14 protein-coding genes and 1 tRNA gene are annotated in these 16,842 nt (G+C 36.7%); 5 read left to right on the top strand and 10 right to left on the bottom strand.

The genetic code is table 11. The features are described 5' to 3' along the window. The first annotated feature begins 24 nt into the window (after positions 1 to 24). The gene (locus FA048_RS06535; protein ID WP_169306822.1) at positions 25 to 2,376 is read left to right on the top strand and encodes an outer membrane beta-barrel family protein; all 2,352 of its coding nucleotides are present in this window, start codon (positions 25 to 27) and stop codon (positions 2,374 to 2,376) included. Positions 2,377 to 2,571: 195 nt separating this feature from the next. Here FA048_RS06535 and FA048_RS06530 read toward each other — a convergent pair whose 3' ends face one another. Together FA048_RS06530 and FA048_RS06525 are read right to left on the bottom strand one after the other, a co-directional pair. After that, the gene (locus FA048_RS06530; protein WP_205943443.1) at positions 2,572 to 3,321 is read right to left on the bottom strand and encodes a diguanylate cyclase; all 750 of its coding nucleotides are present in this window, start codon (positions 3,319 to 3,321) and stop codon (positions 2,572 to 2,574) included. Positions 3,322 to 3,677: 356 nt separating this feature from the next. Further along, the gene (locus FA048_RS06525; protein ID WP_136839442.1) at positions 3,678 to 5,510 is read right to left on the bottom strand and encodes a phospholipase D-like domain-containing protein; all 1,833 of its coding nucleotides are present in this window, start codon (positions 5,508 to 5,510) and stop codon (positions 3,678 to 3,680) included. Between the two features lie 355 nt (positions 5,511 to 5,865). On the opposite strand from FA048_RS06525, the gene FA048_RS06520 reads away from it, so the two are divergent. The 3 genes from FA048_RS06520 to FA048_RS06510 all read left to right on the top strand — a co-directional run bounded on the left by FA048_RS06520 (position 5,866) and on the right by FA048_RS06510 (position 8,216). Continuing rightward, a complete protein-coding gene (locus FA048_RS06520) occupies positions 5,866 to 6,381 on the top strand; it encodes a hypothetical protein (RefSeq protein ID WP_136839441.1) in 516 nt (171 codons plus the stop codon). A gap of 107 nt (positions 6,382 to 6,488) precedes the next feature. After that, positions 6,489 to 7,301: an MOSC domain-containing protein gene (locus FA048_RS06515; RefSeq protein WP_136839440.1), complete on the top strand. Its 813-nt coding sequence runs from the start codon at positions 6,489 to 6,491 to the stop codon at positions 7,299 to 7,301. Positions 7,302 to 7,646: 345 nt separating this feature from the next. Beyond that, positions 7,647 to 8,216 carry a PAS domain-containing protein gene (locus FA048_RS06510; RefSeq protein WP_136839439.1) on the top strand — a complete coding sequence of 190 codons (570 nt, stop codon included), beginning with the start codon at positions 7,647 to 7,649 and terminating at the stop codon, positions 8,214 to 8,216. A gap of 237 nt (positions 8,217 to 8,453) precedes the next feature. Here the strand turns inward: FA048_RS06510 and FA048_RS06505 are convergent, their stop codons facing one another. The 7 genes from FA048_RS06505 to FA048_RS06475 form a co-directional block, all read right to left on the bottom strand. After that, positions 8,454 to 9,383 carry a hypothetical protein gene (locus FA048_RS06505; protein ID WP_136839438.1) on the bottom strand — a complete coding sequence of 310 codons (930 nt, stop codon included), beginning with the start codon at positions 9,381 to 9,383 and terminating at the stop codon, positions 8,454 to 8,456. 333 nt (positions 9,384 to 9,716) lie between these two features. Next, on the bottom strand, positions 9,717 to 10,499 hold the full coding sequence (locus FA048_RS06500; protein WP_136839437.1) for a hypothetical protein: 783 nt from the start codon (positions 10,497 to 10,499) through the stop codon (positions 9,717 to 9,719). Between the two features lie 243 nt (positions 10,500 to 10,742). Next, positions 10,743 to 11,027: a hypothetical protein gene (locus tag FA048_RS06495; protein WP_136839436.1), complete on the bottom strand. Its 285-nt coding sequence runs from the start codon at positions 11,025 to 11,027 to the stop codon at positions 10,743 to 10,745. 322 nt (positions 11,028 to 11,349) lie between these two features. Further along, on the bottom strand, positions 11,350 to 12,030 hold the full coding sequence (locus tag FA048_RS06490) for a hypothetical protein (RefSeq protein WP_136839435.1): 681 nt from the start codon (positions 12,028 to 12,030) through the stop codon (positions 11,350 to 11,352). 411 nt (positions 12,031 to 12,441) lie between these two features. Then, positions 12,442 to 12,515 (bottom strand) — tRNA-Arg (locus FA048_RS06485). 139 nt (positions 12,516 to 12,654) lie between these two features. Then, positions 12,655 to 13,521 (bottom strand): hypothetical protein, encoded by an 867-nt coding sequence (locus tag FA048_RS06480; protein ID WP_136839434.1) that lies wholly within the window; start codon positions 13,519 to 13,521, stop codon positions 12,655 to 12,657. Then, positions 13,514 to 14,680 (bottom strand): CHASE2 domain-containing protein, encoded by a 1,167-nt coding sequence (locus FA048_RS06475; protein WP_136839433.1) that lies wholly within the window; start codon positions 14,678 to 14,680, stop codon positions 13,514 to 13,516. The genes FA048_RS06480 and FA048_RS06475 overlap by 8 nt, the downstream gene beginning before the upstream one ends. Before the next feature lie 178 nt (positions 14,681 to 14,858). Between FA048_RS06475 and FA048_RS06470 the strand changes: the two genes are divergently transcribed. Then, positions 14,859 to 15,263, top strand: a complete 405-nt coding sequence (locus tag FA048_RS06470; protein WP_136839432.1) for a hypothetical protein — start codon at positions 14,859 to 14,861, stop codon at positions 15,261 to 15,263. Between the two features lie 276 nt (positions 15,264 to 15,539). Here FA048_RS06470 and FA048_RS06465 read toward each other — a convergent pair whose 3' ends face one another. Next, complete coding sequence (locus FA048_RS06465) at positions 15,540 to 15,842, bottom strand: hypothetical protein (protein ID WP_136839431.1); 303 nt, start codon at positions 15,840 to 15,842, stop codon at positions 15,540 to 15,542. Positions 15,843 to 16,842: the final 1,000 nt, after the last annotated feature.

Genomic DNA, 16,842 nt, shown 5'->3' with positions numbered 1-16,842 from the left:
ACCACATTTCTTATTTGCTGTTGCATGACACCATTTGCCCAGAATTTGATTATGGTTAAAGGCAGTGTTGTTGATTCTATTACTAAAACACCAGTCGATGCGGCCTTGTTACTGCAAGATGCTGAAACTTTAAAAACCATTAAAACAGGCTTAACCGATTTAAAAGGAAGCTTTACATTAACAGCTATACCTGCTGGAAACTACAAACTTTCTATTGGAGCCATGGGCTATAAAACTAGGATAGTACCCATTAACAAAATAGATTCTGGTATACTAGATTTGGGTACTGTTTTATTAGCCGCCACCTCTACCCGACTCAAACAAGTAGAAATTGTGGCCACTAAGCCACTCATCGAAACTACTGATGACAAGATTATTTATAATGCAGAGAATGATGCGGCCGCAAAGGGATCGAATGCAATAGACCTGCTCAGAAAAACTCCATTTGTTACTGTTGATGGCAATGATAATATCCAGCTCAACGGGCAAAGTAATTTCAAAGTATTGTTAAATGGAAAAGAAACATCATTATTTGCCCTTAACTTAAAAGATGCACTGAAAGGATTTCCTGGTGCTTTGGTTAGGAAGATAGAAATTATTACCAGTCCATCTGCAAAATATGACGCAGAAGGGATTGGAGGTATCATTAACATTATTACCGATAAAAAAATTGCTGGCAGCAACGGTTCTGTTTCCAGTTACTATAGCACGTTAACTAACTACCAAGGAAGTGCCAACTTTAACGTTCGAACCGGGAAAATCGGGATTACTTCCATGCTAAGTTCTAGTGGTTCTTTTTCACCGATACAGAGCAGTACCCAAAGCAATACCAGAACTTTTAATGGCATGCCATATGCACAGCGGATTTTAACTGGTGACAGAGCGGGGAAAAACCTGGGCACTTTTGGTACACTAGAAATTAGCTATGATATTGACAGTGTAAATACATTAAGTGCTTATGCGAGTTTAGGCACCAGCAGCCGTAATTCTACACTTAATCAAAGCATTAATACTATTGTTACAAGTGATGCCAATAGTGGTGGAAGTTTAAATCTGATTACCGATGGCGGAACAGATACAGATGGTTTTGGCTTAGATTACATTAAAAAAGGTAAAAAAAATAAGGAAGAAGAATTCACCGTTCGTTTTAATGGCCAGCTCTCTAAAAGCAAAACCATAACTACAAGTTTCCAAACCGGTGCATTGGCGTCACTTGACCTGATGAATGACAACCGAGAAAAAAATGCGGAATATACCTTTCAAACAGACTACTCAAAACCAATTTCTGCACTTCAGAAACTAGAAACAGGGATAAAAGTTATCGCCAGAAAAGCTGTCTCTGATTACGAAAGTCTGTTTAGAACGAATACGGCAGATCCATATCTACCCAATCCGGCCAATACCAATAATTTTCGATATCGGCAGCATGTTTACAGTGCATATGCCTCTTATAATTTTAAACTAGGCAGTTATGCCCTGAGGGCAGGTATAAGAACAGAATATACTGCAGTAGAGGGCAATTTTATCACAACTAGCAAACCCATCACCCAATCTTATACCAATTTTATTCCGAATTTGCAGGCTACCTATAAATGGAATGATAAATTAAGTTCGGTACTGAGCTATACCATCCGACTACAGCGTCCATCCATTACCAATTTAAATCCCTTCATATATAATACAGACCCCTTAAATATCACTTTCGGTAATCCAAATTTGGGTGCCCAAACCTTCCATAATGTGAACCTGCAAACCCGATTTATTAAAGGAAACACTTTCGCCGGATTAACTTTGTATGGTAGTTTAAGCAATAACATGATTTCCCAATATGCACTTTTCGACCCCTCTACTGGTGTTACATCCACTACTAGCGGAAATATTGGAAAAGAAAAACAGATAAGTGTAATCATGAGTTTTAGTACCAAGATCAACAAACTGAACTTCGGATTGAACAGCATTGTGCGTTACAATAGCGTACAAACCAATAGTGGCCTACCTGTGCTACAAGAAGGTTTTAGTGGCAATTTGTTTTTTAATGGAAACTACAAACTGAACAATTGGTTTAACTTGAGTGGAAGTGGTGGTTTTTTGAAACAGTCCTATTCAGTTTTGGGCAGAGGTGGGTCTTTTATACCCTATCAAGTTAATGTAGGTTATACCCTCATCAAAGACAAACTATCTGGCACCGTAAACTTTAATAATTTCTTTAAAAAAGATTTCAACAATAAAACCTATGTGCAAACAGATGCATTTGAACAGGTAAATAGCAATGTGAGCCCTTATCGAGTTACCTATTTTGGCTTAACTTATAAGTTTGGCAGGTTAAAAGAAAATGTTTCGCGTAAAAAAGGAGTCAGCAATGATGACCTTTTATAGCCATTTAGCAGCTTTAAATAGAATGAATAATGGTACTCGATGAAAAACTAATTGAACCAAATTTTAAACGAATGCGGTTAATAGCTTATTTTTGAGTTTTGGAGAATCCAAACAGAATGATGGGAATCCCATTGTTATATATTTGCTAAGTGCAGATTTGAATAGATTCAGATTTTAAAGTCGATAGCCTGTTTGCTAATTAGTGATATTTTTATTCTTTCCTTTCTCTTCAAGTTCACCAATATATTCCGTTAACTCTTTAGTAAATACATCAAGTGATACTGCCGACTCTTTCAAATAATCTATCATTTTCTTGAGCATTTCGGGTGTATCAATAAATTTATCTAACAGGCTTGATATGCCTATAATATTGGCTATGGGCTGCCTTACTTTATGCTGGGTCATAAACATCATCTCTTCCAGTCCGCGAATGTATTCCTTTAAAAATTCTTCCGCCTTTTTAATTTTATTATAGGCAACTATTAACTCTGTAGCCCTTTTTTCCTTTTCATTATTTTGGTATACCAGCTCCTGGTTTGCTATAAGCAATTCGGCTGCACGTTTCTCTTTCTCTTCATTCTGAAATATCAATTCTTTATTCGCGATTATTAATTCCGCTGCCCGTTTTTCCTTTTCTTCGTTTTGGTACAGCAGTTCATTGTTAACAATAATTAATTCTGCTGCACGCTTCTCCTTCTCCCTATTTTGAAATTCCAGCTCTTTGTTAGCAATAACCAGTTCCGCGGCACGTTTTTCCTTTTCTTCATTTTGAAAAGCGAGTTCAACATTAGCAACGATCAATTCAGCTGCACGTTTTTCCTTTTCTTCATTCTGATATGCAAGTTCTACATTGGCAATGATCAGTTCGGCGGCACGCTTTTCCTTTTCTTCGTTTTGGAAGGCCAATTCTTTGTTGGCTTTTATGAGATCTTTCTCTCTATTCATAGTCAATGTCAATAATTCAAAAGAGGCAAGTGATAATTACGAATTACTATAAGGTGATAACTATTCCATTGTAAAAAAACAGGAACATTCATTATTGAGTTAATAAACATCGTCTACTTATACAATTTTGTGTGAAAATACAAATAAAACAGCGCTCAACACGTTTTATAAACATATTATTTATTAGTTAAATTCAAAATGGAGATGACCAGCAAGTCTAGCTCTTTTTCCAGCCGTCCCTTAGTCGTAATCGAACCAAAAAAGTTGTTTCCATGCGATTTTATGCATCCTGAATAGGAATGACCCTGACTTGCGTCCAATCGGAAATGAGCGTGCATATACTGTTGATCTAAAAATCAAGATAAACCTTTTTTCGCACCATCCAACCAAAAGTTGAGCTGTTCGTTCTTGATAGCTCCATTGGAATCAAAATACTTGCCCATGAATTTTTCAGAGTCTGTTTCTAAAAAATTTTTTCCGTTTCCATATTTTTTATAATTGATCCTAAAGGAGAAATGGTCGTATATATCAAGTACGTGTGTTGCATAGGCAAGTGCTAGGCGTTTGTTCCCTTTAATAATTGCCAAGTTTTCATCGTTGTCATAGGATGCCTTATGTCCCAGGTTGTGGCTTCCCGTAACCACAACGCAATCTTTCGAGAAGGGGTCGATTACCATTACCTTGTCATGGATGATCGCAAAGCCTGCACTTAATATTTCCTTCCTCCAACCTTCTGGTATTTTGGTTCCATTAAATGCATCGGCAGAGCGAACACGGTAATCTTCTTTAACAGGAACATATTTGCCTTTTTCCCTTTTGGGTAGAGTTCCACCAACTAGGTCATAATAAAAATTTTCCGATGCACTGTCATTTGTCACCATGCCTCTAACAAATAAGTTCTTGTTCTTTTTAAAGGCCTTGGCGGTCCAGTTCGCAAGTGAAGGTGCCCCCGGGTAAAAGGCAAGAAAGAGGATAGCATGTTTTGCCCCATCAATTACTTTAATAACCTCGGTCATGTCTACTGGAACAGCTTCATTCGGTCCACGCGTCCCTCTGGCCTTTGGTGTATTTGGAGAAAACCAGCTTTGCACTTTCGCACCACCAATATCAAATGAACCAGATGAAGAATTCCATTTCCTAAAATCAGCTGCTTGTAGTTTTTTTCTATCTTCTCCCGCAGCATTGTTGTCAGCTTTTATTTGAACCCAATAATCTAGGTAACGCTGGGCAAAGGCTTCATCTTCAATTACCACGGTATTGTTTGTTTGGGTACAAAGGCCAGTAGGTGTCCAGTTGGTAGAACCAAATAATACCGCTTTTGGAACATCGGCTCCATCTACATAAATAAGAAATTTATTATGCCCGATATGCCCATCTGGCATATTTCTTTTATAGACTTCTGCCCCTGCTGCCCTAAGCTTTTCTCTTGCACTATCATTCGCATCGGTACTTTTTTTATGATATACAGGCTTAGTTTTGCCTTTTGGGATGTACATTTCCCTATCAAGATCATCTTCTTTTTTTACCGAGTTAGAAAGTATGATACTCAGCTTGCTACCTAAGTTTACCAGGTTCATGATCAGTTCTTTGTCGCCAAGTTCATACAGGCCTGCATAAATTCGTCCTGAATTTTCTGCCTTTTTCATAAACCCTGTAAGCGCTTCAACCATATCGCCAGAAAGATCATTGCGTAGCCGAGCGTCTCCTTCAAAATCTTCCACACGAGCTCTCAGTCCATCAACGTCAAGATTGCCGTCAAGAAAGTTAGCTACCTTTTGTGTAGAGATTAGTCCACGGTTAAAATATGCTTTCATGTTACTCCCTACTTCCGGAGAAATTTCCACTACATTAGAAACTAAAGACCCCAAGTCCATCTCTACCAAATTATCTGGAGTACCCTGTAACGGCACAATCCTGTAGCTGAAAAGACGGTTCTGAGTACTATCTGCTACCATTCTGGCATATACATCCTTCCAATAGAATTTCTGGATCGGAAATTTTCTAGATGACTTATCCTTTACGTCTTTTTCAGTGTCAGGAAATGTAGCCTTATTGGGCAAAGGAGTTTCAGTTCCTTGGTGGTCTATGCGATAAATAGCGAAGCCTAGGCATCCTGTAGGCTTTTTATCAAAGCTCCATGCAATGGTAATTACATCATTGTTGGAGAAAGCAACAGCTTTTCTTTCCATTTTTTTAGATTTGAGAGGTTAACGACTTAAATAGCTTTATTAAAGCTAGTTATAAATATTGAAAAGAGTGAAGATGTAAAAAGATTGAACACTTTATTATAAAATGACTAAGAACATTAAAAGTTAAAATATTGAAAATCAAATAATTAAAACAAATAAGCGAATGGATTATAGGGGGAAATTCGAGATTCTCTTTAAATAAAAGGATAAGGATCAAGTTCGAACCAATTATTTAGGAGATTTAATGCTTATTGCTTCGTTTGAGAAGTTTTAATGTAACCCAGTAGGACAGTTTTCGAACCAATTTTAAAATTGCTCTAAAATCAATACCTTAGATCGTGTAATGAATTAATTTATGACTGATGACTCTATATTCTCACAAATCTTTAAATTAGACACGTCAAACTTGTTAGAACAAGAGAAATATTGGTCAGAAATTCATGAACTTAATATAGATTTTACCAAATATTTCCTTCAGGCGTACCCTAAATTCAGAAAATGGCAGGGTCGAGTTCATTTAGTCTTTTCTTGCATTAGGTATGCACGTATTAATGAAAACGCATTTAAACTTGGAATTTTGGCATTGAGCGATAAAGCAACTTTGGTTAGATATCGAGGTGCCTGCATTTTAGCTTATTCGCTAAGAGAAGACGCCATTCCATATTTGAAGAAAAATTTAAACCACCCAGATTTAGAAACACAAAAAGATTGCAAGCGAGCAATTAAGGCTATCAAAAAAAGAAATCATCATATTTTCATGGAACATAGAGCTAGTAGTTGGGTTGTAAACGAATCAGATGAAACAGAATTCAAAAACTCCACTAGACTTTTTGAAAAACTTAAATCCTTTATACACCCCTTTAGGCTTTAGTCTTTCAACCCTGAGCTTAAAACCCATAAATAAGGCTTATTTTAGCTTGCTCATCTATTGAGTTTCATCTGACGAGCTATATCTGCTAAATCTTGTTATCTTTAAAAATGGATAAACTTCACCTTTCACAGCTATTCATTTACCCCATCAAATCGCTTGGGGGCATTGCGCTTCAGCAGGGCTATATCAGTAACCGTGGACTTGAACATGACCGAGAATGGATGCTAATTGACCGGGTAGGAACGTTCATTAGTCAACGAAAATACCCGCAGCTTGCGCTCCTTCAAACCAGCATTACTGCTACCACAATTACTGTTCAACACAAACACAACCCAAATCAAAGCATCTCTTTTTCGATAACTGAAAGCCTCGATTTACCAATTGCGGTAAATATATGGGATGACCATTGCACAGGTTTGGAAGTTAGTAACGAAGTGAGCAAATGGTTTTCGGCCTACTTGCAAATGGATGCTAAACTGGTAAAAATGCCACAAATAGAAAAGCGTAAAGTTGATCCGAGGTATGCCCTTCATGACGGGACTGTAGGTTTTGCAGATGCATACCCTAGCCTTATGATTGGCCAATCTTCATTAGACCTATTGAACACAAAATTAGCACATCGAATTGGCATGGACCGTTTTCGCCCTAATCTAGTCTTTACTGGCGGTGATGCACATCTTGAAGATGAGTTTACTGAATTTTCTATCGGTGAGGTTCAATTCTATAGCGCTAAACCTTGTACCCGGTGTGTAATGATTACCGTAGATCAACAGACAGGAGAAAAAAGTCAAGAGCCATTAAAAACACTTTCTACCTACAGGAATTTCGGTCAAAAAATACTATTCGGGCAAAATATAATGCATACTAATCTAGGTTTATTACGCATTGGCGATGAGCTAAAGATCAGTAAAAAGAGATAATTAAGCCGACATGCGGTTTAAAACTAAAAAAGCTTCCAATACGGGAAGCTTTTTTCTTATTTGTACTCTAGGAGAGCTTGAATTTAATGGATTTGATTTTAGATTTACAGCGATTTTCGGCTTTAGGGAAGCCTAAAGGCATATTGTAAATATCCCAGGCGAACAAATTTTGAACGATTGAATCCAATTCTAGCTACAGTAATAGTGTGAAAATGGATGACCCATTATTTTCATTACTCCCATAAAACGCCCCCTTTATTTAAATCTAAACAATATTCGGTTTAATCGTGTTATCAAAGCAACTACCGCACACCTACAACCCTAAACCTGTCTATTAACTTTCCGATGAAAAATTTCAGTGCTATAAAAGAACTATTGGATAACTCCACCACCTTCTACCTGATTTCGGTTAAGATGGACAGTAGATACGGCTACCTCAACGGTCATTATAAAAAAATTTTTGAAGCCCAGCATGGGGATTTGATAAACCAGCATTATGCCATCACCATGCACCAGGAAGATATGGCCATTTGCTCCGAGGTTTCTGCACAATGTTTTGCGAACCCTCAGCAGATTTTTCCGGCAACCATCCGAAAACATGACGGCAAGGGTGGCTATATAGCCACTCAGTGGGACTACAAAGCCATGTTCGACCAGCAAGGCCATCCTGCGGGAGTATTTTGCATTGGCTATGACATCACAGCGTTTATGCTTAGCTCCGCTGCTCTTGAACAGATGGAACATATCCAGTCACATGTGATCAGAAAACCAATCGCCAACTTACTAGGATTGACCGAACTGCTCCATGACCACTCCCTTCCATTGGAAACACAAAACATTATTGAAATGATACGAACTGGAGTTTCTGAATTGGATGAATTCATCAAGCCATCAAAACAAAAACCATTCCTCTAAAAGTGGCTTTTTATTTTACTTAACAATACTATTGACAAGCACCAACTAATCTGTACTCGAAGGAAAACCCACTTCAAACCAATTATTGAAAGATTTGCGGAAATCCCTGTCCGGTTTGGTACCCCCGGAAACTTTAATCTAGCGGATTTGATTTCAGATTTACAGAGAATTTCGGCCTTGAGAAAGCCTGAAGGCACATTTTGAATATCACAGGTGAACAAACTTTGAACGACTTTTTTAATCAACGTTAATGTACTTTTTATTTAAGTTTTCAGTTAAATAGCGGTTGATAATATGTTTGAGGTCTTGAGCTGTGTATTCGAATTTATCACTTATTGTTTTGCAATACGATTTTGTGTTGCTTACTAATGTATTCAATGAATCTATATCGCCCAAAGCGCTATGGATTTTTTTATGATAATACCAAAATTCTTTCGAATTCATAATTGTGGTAATGGGCTTACTATTAGCCGTTTCGAAATCAAGAATTTCTATAAAGTATTTTCTTACTTCATTTACATCACTTGGATCTCCCTTAGAAAAACAAGCTTGATATATTTTATGGCGGTGACTTAACCATTTATTTAATTCTAGGTTCGGGGGCTTGCTACTTAACTCAACTGCAACGTCTGCTGTTACCTCAAATGCTTCTTTCAAACTTTTGTTCAATTTATTAATAATTTGAACAGCTTCGTCCTTAAAACTACCAATAATAGGAAACATTTTTTCCTGCTCTTTTCTAATTGTAGATATGCAATGATAAAGATTATCAAATGCCTGTATACGTTTGATTCTTCCCTTAAGCTTAATATTCTCAAAGCCCACGAAGAAAGCTTTGAAACTGTTACTATATGAAATATCTTTAAAGTTATCCAATGCTGAGCAAGGTCTTACATACACATTAAAATTTGGACCACCCTTAACAGTAACAAGGCTTTCAAATAATTTTAAACTTTGAGATTGCTGGTATAGGTATTTATGGAAAATCAGATAATTTCTTCGCACTAGTTCTCTAATAGCTCGTCTTTCTCTAAATCTGCCTATTGCTTTTAGAAGCTCGTTAATTACGATACCTAAACAAAAAACAGATAGTGAAACAATAATTGTCGCAGTTGGATTCTTTTCAATTCCAAGATACTTTGAGAGCCAATCTATAAATTCATTCATTAATAGGTCTTATTATTTAACTAAAATATCAAAAATGGCTTTAATTAACATTATTCAATTCCTTGTCCGAGGTGGAATGGCATACAGGAACAAGACTAGAGTATATAATACTAGAATATGATGCTATTAGATGAGAGAAAAGAGCTGTCAACGTATAACTCTTTTAGTTATTGGATATCCAAGATGTTCTTTCTTTTAACATTTTCTCAGTTTAATTTTATATTTAATACATTGGTTCAGTTTAACTAACCCTCTCAATATGCAATCTAATACTATTATAATTTAGCTACAGGTTACTGAAACGATTTATATACCTCAAAACTTGCTTTTTGATTACTTTAAACGTTCGTTAAGTTCGGCCTCTATCTTTTTAGCTTGAGCTAATTGTTCAGGTGTATTCCCCCTTAATAGGTTTTTTAACTTGTCAGAAATAATAAATTCTGGAAAATACTCTATCATTGGACCAGCTTTTGTGCCATTTGGCGAATTTGAAAGTATCATAAACTTTGTAAGATATCCTGTACCAATCGCATCTTCAAAGAATAAGTCAAGTGAACAGACTAAGCCATTTTTATCTGATAAAGTTTTAAGCCTAATTCTAAATGGTATTGTCGATCCTACTTGAGTGGACTGCCAATCAATCATCCCTTTGTGACCAGATATATCTTCAAAATCCTCACTTGTCTGTACAAATTTATGTTTCAACTTAAAAGGAATATTCTCAGTAATTTCTAATGTTAAGTCTGCAATATAAAATTCTTTGGATTGATCCAACCACTTCACTGAACATTTAAAATCTGGTCTGATATTGAGAATGTGGCTATACTGTTCCAATACGGTAATCGACTGCTGCATTTTTTGAACGTCTTGTTGAGACTTCAAACTTTGGTAAAGAAAAATTGCAGTTAATCCAGTAACGATAATCATTATCCAGTCTGCAACTGTACCCCAAACCTCAGGAGCTAACGTCCAACCTTTTAAATACAGCGCAGTTGCAACAATTAAGGTAAGGGTTGACACTTTAATAAAAAGCCAAATATTATCTTTTACAATTTTCTTAAAATAGCTCATATTGTAACTAAGAAGACTGAGATTAGTAAGGTTGTTTCCAAACATAATTAATTCTCGTTTAATTATGTTAATTTTTACGTCGGTATACTTCTTTAATATTTCGTCCAACTGCACTTCAGTAACTAAGTAAAATCATTCAAAAGTATTGCCTAAACAATGCATTGATGGCTGCTTTAAACTTAAGAGAGGTAAATAAGGATTTTATTTGGTTAAAAAGCTAATTATGATTTATAAAAACAGTTTGCACACATAACCCTTGTTTATTTCAATTAAGGGGATATTTAGCCTTTATTTATATGTGTCAGAAAAGGCATTTTGACACTTGTTCCTTATCACTGCAGGAAGATTAGATTCAGGCATGAAGCTAAACATTAAGCGACTTCCATCATCATACAACACCCAATGGTTGCCTAAAGTGTCAAGTTCAGAAGATGAATGAAAGTTTTCATTTTTCTCAAACCAATCGGAGTGTTCCAGTTCGATTTCGCCCATACGAACATTAAATTCATCTTCCATATTTACAAACTTCTCTCCTTTGAGAAGAATTCGTAATGCCCTATTACTATCTTCCATAATTAATTTTTATTTGTTAGGTCGAAAGTAGGTAACTTTAAATCAATTATTTGAGTAGGTGGAAAACTTGTAATTTATTGAAAAATAGATTCTTACTTAAATTTTTTGGTTTATAAGTTTACACTCGAATATCCGATATAGTGCGAATATTTGTTTATACCAATTACATACTTACCTTCTGGATTGTTGTTGACTTCTTATGTTTAACCCACAACTTTGAAAATAAATACCTAGCCTGCATCAACAAGAAAAAATCATTGTGTTCAGTCTTGCCGATTTAGAGTCATTCTAATAAAGTAGGAAGTATTTAGACTTCAAGACTTTATTTATTACCTCCTTTAGGGCTAGGCTTTTGAGACCCTTCCTTAACAAGTCTTATGCCTGGTTGAGCAGGCGGGGTAGTTGGTTTGGTTGTTTGTTTTGCCATTATTTTTATTTTATTGGGTTGGTGGTTAACAATTGAAATATTATAAGGTTCTTTTTCTGTATTAAAAAAATTGTATACAAATGGCCCTAATGATATGAGCAATGGAACCAAGGTAATTAATAAATATCTTTTTGACAAATGTAAATACCCTGATTTGCTATCGTTATTAATAATGTTTTGTTCTAACGATTCAGAAATTACTTTCAATAAGTATTCTTCATAAAGCTTATTATAATCATCTGAATAATCTTTTAATTGATCATAATAAGTATTAAGTACAGTTGGAAAATTAATTGCTTTATAAGTGAATCCTTTAAATAGGTCGTTATATGCTCTAAAAAGATTGTAAACAGTATAAGACCATGTAATAATTGAGGTAAATATTAATCCAATAAATAAGTATTCAATGAAATTATCAATTTTGCTTTCGAATCTGAACTCAGAAATCAAAAAATAATATGCTACCGAAATAGCAGAAACAATCCCAGTTGGAATACTAATTGATTCATTTAGCGATTGCTGTCGCTCATTTTCCTTATGATACCATTCGGTAAAGAATTGAAGTCTATTATCCATTAATTTATCTTTAAAATAAAGCCGACAATATACTAACTAATTCTAGTAAGCCACAAGACTACGGCATCCACCCCTCTATATCTATTTCTGATTATCAATAAAAAAACAATAGGAACCCCATATATGGCATTTAAACCATCAGTATCAGGCAATCCATAAGGCAGGCTGAAGGGCAAAAAAGGCAAAGCCAGTAACAGTAATGATTGAGGGGCATTTAGAAAATAGTTTCCGAGAATTGCTCGTGAAGGAGGAGCGAATTCCTAGTATTTTTAGATATAATCCTTTCCACAATCAAAACTATTTGTACCAGCACTATATACATTTTAAATAATTAAAAACCAAAAAAGCCAATATCTCTATTGGCTTTTCTATTTACTTGACAATCCTGTTGACAAGCACTAACAATATTTGTACACCCAATAGGATTCGAACCTATGACCTACGGTTTAGAAAACCGGTGCTCTATCCAGCTGAGCTATGGATGCATATCAAATAAAAAGATATGATTAATCATTTCTACTTAACGGTGCAAAGATATAATTTCCTAAGGATAATTGGAATAATTTTTTAAATTATCCTACTTAAAACAATGTAAACAAGCAATTACTATTGATTGTTAAGCGATTACGGTTTAAACCTGGTTAACGTAGCTACATAAATTTGGTTAGCAGGCGCCATGTTTACAGCTTGGTGGTAATATTTTGCCGCCTCTGCTAAAAAGTGTTGCTCCTCTAAAATAAAACCTGTTAGGTAGGCCTTTTCAGCAGGTGTTGTAGCCACAATCCCATTTAAAATTTTAGTAACCGCAGCCTGATAAGCATCTTTCGTCCATAATTTTAAATACTTTCTTCTGGCACTTTGTTGCCCCTGCATGTCCCAGTAATAAACGCCTGGTTTTAATTTTGTGGAAATAGAGTCTATTTTAGCATATTTGGAGGCTTTACCTACTAATACCGCATCACCATCAACAGCACCCTTATAAAATTCGCTAGGTACAGTTTTGATAGGTGTCCAAGCAATGGTTAATGCCCCGGTATAGTAATGAATGGTATCAACATATAGTTTGGTAATTAAACTGCCTTTTCCCCTACTTGCAGCTCCGTATGTTTTCATGTAGGCTCTTGGGTCTTTTTCTGGAGCTTTATGTGCATGAGAAAATGAATTCCATACATACTTAAAATAAGCTGATGAAGCAGATACAGCTTTTTGATTGCATTGCGCTAAGAGTGTTTTTAATTCTTTTGTGCCCTTGGTCTTTAATTGTACTACCGCGAAGTTGGCACAAACCAATACCAATTGGGTTTTCTCTGGAATTACAACTTGATCAGTGCTTTGCAAATGATCGCCTTTCTTTAATACTACAGCTTTACCTGCAACAGTTTTAGTTGCTTTACCGCTATTGTAAAAAACAATAAAAGCTGGATCGGCTGCAAAAGTTTTTAGGCCAAAACCAAGCAACAGTATCGATAATAATTTGATCAACTTAATCATGTTTATGCGTAAAAATTGTTTTAAATCCGTTTTTCTTATGCATCCAAATGGCAAAAGCCTCATAAAAATAGAGTACATCCACAGCCAAAATAATTGCTGCCAATGTTGCTGTCATGTTCACCTTCAAATCAAACTGATGAAAGCACAACAAACCTAGGTATACAAAAAATACTGCTGAAATAATCTGCGCTATTTTAGCTAACAAGTGAAACCAGATGTGATTTTCTAAGTAATCTTTAATAAACAGCGCCATGTGTAACCAGCACAGCACAAATCCAATAATCCACATTAACCAAATTGGCATTTTTTGGATATAATTATGGTCTTTAATCATGCTGATGATATTGGCATGGATAAAAATTCCATTCATATCTGGTAATGACTTACCAGTATACTTTACGTTCATCGGAGTGAAGTGTTTATCTTCTATATCATTAACAGTATTTGATACATAGCCCAACAGTACAATTTTATTAGTTAAAATAGAGCTATCGGCTTTGCCGTTAATTAAATCCATTCCATCAATTACCAAATACTTATCTGCTTTGCGGGTGTAATTGATAATTTCAGTTAGCTGTTTCCTTTTAATAAAGTTGTTGTAGCTCTTAGCGTCAGCTTTTCTCATTACAGCTACTGCAAATGCTGCTATAAACTGGTCACCTTCTTTTAAAATCGGACTAAATTGCCTAATTACACCTTCTTCTTCGCCCACAAAATTGGCATAACCTTTACTTAAACTTTGCTTGTAAAAATATCCTTTGGTGCTATCTGAACCGAAATTAAATGCAGTTACGATCTTTTTATTGGTACTAAACAAGTCTAACAACAAGCTGTCGCCTACCGCATCCTTTTGCGCTTTAAAGAAAACATCTACTCCAATTACCTTCGGGTTTTGGTTATTTACCTTATTAATCATGGCTGCAAGATCTTGTCTATTGCCATAGCCAATATTTACCACAACAATGTTGGTATCTGCTGGTGTGCTTTCATTTTTATGCATTTTGGCATAAGCTAGATCATTGTAATCAAAATCGGCAAGCGCTAAATGTATGGGATCTAAAAAGTGGGTGTTAATTGGAATAAAAGAGAACATTCCCATTACCAAAAATACAGCGATGGTAGCAAATAAAGTGTCTCTTTTAAATAGGTATTTAAACATGGTATTTATTTTTAGGAGGCTATTAAATTTAAGAAGTACTGAAAGATAGAGATATGCGCTTTACAACCAAATTTAAGCTAAAGTACCTTATTTTTTTTTCAGAAAAATACCTATAAGTTGGTATTTTTTGGAGTATAAATGATATGTAGTTTTAGCTAAACTTTAAAGAATTAAAAAAATGAAAACAAAAAACTTAATTGTGTGCGCAATGATCGCATTTATGGCAGTAGCATTCTCATCAACCAGTGCTTTTGCTCAAAAGAAAGTAGACGTAAAATCTACTGCAGCTGTTAAAACTAGGGGCGCTAATCCAAACATTAAAATGGATGCTCCTACTTCAGATGCTAAACCAGTAGCTAAAGCTCGTGGTGCTGCTTGTACAGTTAAATTTGACAACTATACTGGTCTTTACATTAAAGTTTATGTTGATGGTTATTACAAAGGCACTTTAGATGCTTGGGGTGCTGGAACTGTAACTGTAGCTGGTGGTTATACTAAAATTTATTGTGTAAGTGCTGGTGGTACTAGAGAGTGGAATGCTAGCGGCAACTGCGAAGGGGGTTACACTTATTCATTGAGATAGTTACTAAATCGTTCTCAACATATAAGGGCTGCTCAATTGAGTAGCCTTTTTTTATGGGTTGTTTTTAATTTACATCTTCATCAGTCACTATAATCAACACAGGCTTGACTCTGCTCTCTCCTATTCAGTTGTCATGCTGAGTCTGTCGAAGCACTTTTTATTATGCCAAGGCACAGCCTTGCCTCGGCTCTTGGGCGCCGAAACCCCTAGTCCTTTTTTTCTTGATGAAAAAAGTACCAAAAACATCAAGAAAGAACGATGCTTCCATCCACAGGCTTACGCGTGGCCCGCCGTTCTTTCAGCCCAGCGCTCTTGGGGCAGTGCTAAATAGGGTAATTTCGGTGCTGTTGGTTTAAGTATTCCTCCGCTCCCATTACCCGTCATTGCGAAGCCGATTTCTTCATCGGCTGTGGCAATCTCATTCTTGCTGTTATAGTTTGTCATGCTGAGCCTGTCGAAGCATTCTTTAGTTAAATGGCAACGCTCAGCCTTGCCTCGGCACATGGGTGCCGAAGCCCCTAATCCTTTTTTTCTTGATGAAAAATTACCAAAAACATCAAGAAAGAACGATGCTTCCATCCACAGGCTTACGCGTGGCCCGCCGTTCTTTCAGCCCAGCGCTCTTGGGGCAGTGCTAAATAGGGTAATTTTGGTGCTGTTGGTTTAAGTATTCCTCCGCTCCCATTACCCGTCATTGCGAAGCCGATTTTTCATCGGCTTCGCAATCTCATTCTTGCTGTTATAGTTTGTCATGCTGAGTCTGTCGAAGCACTTTTTATTATGCCAAGGCACAGCCTTGCCTCGGCTCTTGGGCGCCGAAACCCCTAGTCCTTCATCCAACGCTCTTGGGGCAGTGGGGAATAGGATAATTGGTACTTTAGTTTACGGACCATACGGCTCCTGCAATGAACTGTGGGTTCAACCTGTAGTCTGCTGTTTAATGTAGCAACTCCTCCCTTCTTCTAACATTGATAGCACGCAAGGCTTATCCAGCAACGGAAGAAAAACTGGCAAATGAAGGCTTTGAGGGCAGGAAAAGGCATAGCTGTTTTGCCCTTCAGCAAAACCGTAGCCTGTGTTTGCCAGTTTTGTGAGAGGGCTAGAGCGCAAGGTTGCCTAGGAGAAGCCGAAGGGTTTGCCTTCTTTGCCCCTCAAAGAAGGTTGCCTCGCGGCAAAGAGCGTTTAGAGTTGTTATTTAGTTGTCATGCTGAGCCTGTCGAAGCACTCTTTTTGTTAAAACACCAACGCACAGCCTTGCCTCGGCTCWTGGGCGCCGAAASCCCTAGTCCTTTTTTTCTTGATGAAAAAAGTACCAAAAACATCAAGAAAGAACGATGCTTCCGCCCACAGGCCTACGCATGGCCCGCCGTTCTTTCATCCAACGCTCTTGGGGCAGTGGGGAATAGGATAATTGGTACTTTAGTTTACGGACCATACGGCTCCTGCAATGAACTGTGGGTTCAACCTGTAGTCTGCTGTTTAATGTAGCAACTCCTCCCTTCTTCTAACATTGATAGCACGCAAGGCTTATCCAGCAACGGAAGAAAAACTGGCAAATGAAGGCTTTGAGGGCAGGAAA

The sequence above is a fragment of the Pedobacter polaris genome, assembly GCF_005116505.1.
Lineage (GTDB): Bacteria > Bacteroidota > Bacteroidia > Sphingobacteriales > Sphingobacteriaceae > Pedobacter > Pedobacter polaris.
This window is presented reverse-complemented; position numbering and strand designations above follow the sequence as displayed.

What these genes read in the sequence shown, in the direction of transcription:
- FA048_RS06530 (WP_205943443.1), bottom strand. Translation starts at nt 3,321, where the DNA reads ATGAATAGAGAGAAAGATCTCATAAAAGCCAACAAAGAATTGGCCTTC.
- FA048_RS06520 (WP_136839441.1), top strand. Translation starts at nt 5,866, where the DNA reads ATGACTGATGACTCTATATTCTCACAAATCTTTAAATTAGACACGTCA.
- FA048_RS06515 (WP_136839440.1), top strand. Translation starts at nt 6,489, where the DNA reads ATGGATAAACTTCACCTTTCACAGCTATTCATTTACCCCATCAAATCG.
- FA048_RS06535 (WP_169306822.1), top strand. Translation starts at nt 25, where the DNA reads ATGACACCATTTGCCCAGAATTTGATTATGGTTAAAGGCAGTGTTGTT.
- FA048_RS06510 (WP_136839439.1), top strand. Translation starts at nt 7,647, where the DNA reads ATGAAAAATTTCAGTGCTATAAAAGAACTATTGGATAACTCCACCACC.
- FA048_RS06505 (WP_136839438.1), bottom strand. Translation starts at nt 9,383, where the DNA reads ATGAATGAATTTATAGATTGGCTCTCAAAGTATCTTGGAATTGAAAAG.
- FA048_RS06465 (WP_136839431.1), bottom strand. Translation starts at nt 15,842, where the DNA reads ATGGAAGCATCGTTCTTTCTTGATGTTTTTGGTAATTTTTCATCAAGA.
- FA048_RS06480 (WP_136839434.1), bottom strand. Translation starts at nt 13,521, where the DNA reads ATGATTAAGTTGATCAAATTATTATCGATACTGTTGCTTGGTTTTGGC.
- FA048_RS06490 (WP_136839435.1), bottom strand. Translation starts at nt 12,030, where the DNA reads ATGGATAATAGACTTCAATTCTTTACCGAATGGTATCATAAGGAAAAT.
- FA048_RS06470 (WP_136839432.1), top strand. Translation starts at nt 14,859, where the DNA reads ATGAAAACAAAAAACTTAATTGTGTGCGCAATGATCGCATTTATGGCA.
- FA048_RS06525 (WP_136839442.1), bottom strand. Translation starts at nt 5,510, where the DNA reads ATGGAAAGAAAAGCTGTTGCTTTCTCCAACAATGATGTAATTACCATT.
- FA048_RS06495 (WP_136839436.1), bottom strand. Translation starts at nt 11,027, where the DNA reads ATGGAAGATAGTAATAGGGCATTACGAATTCTTCTCAAAGGAGAGAAG.
- FA048_RS06500 (WP_136839437.1), bottom strand. Translation starts at nt 10,499, where the DNA reads ATGTTTGGAAACAACCTTACTAATCTCAGTCTTCTTAGTTACAATATG.
- FA048_RS06475 (WP_136839433.1), bottom strand. Translation starts at nt 14,680, where the DNA reads ATGTTTAAATACCTATTTAAAAGAGACACTTTATTTGCTACCATCGCT.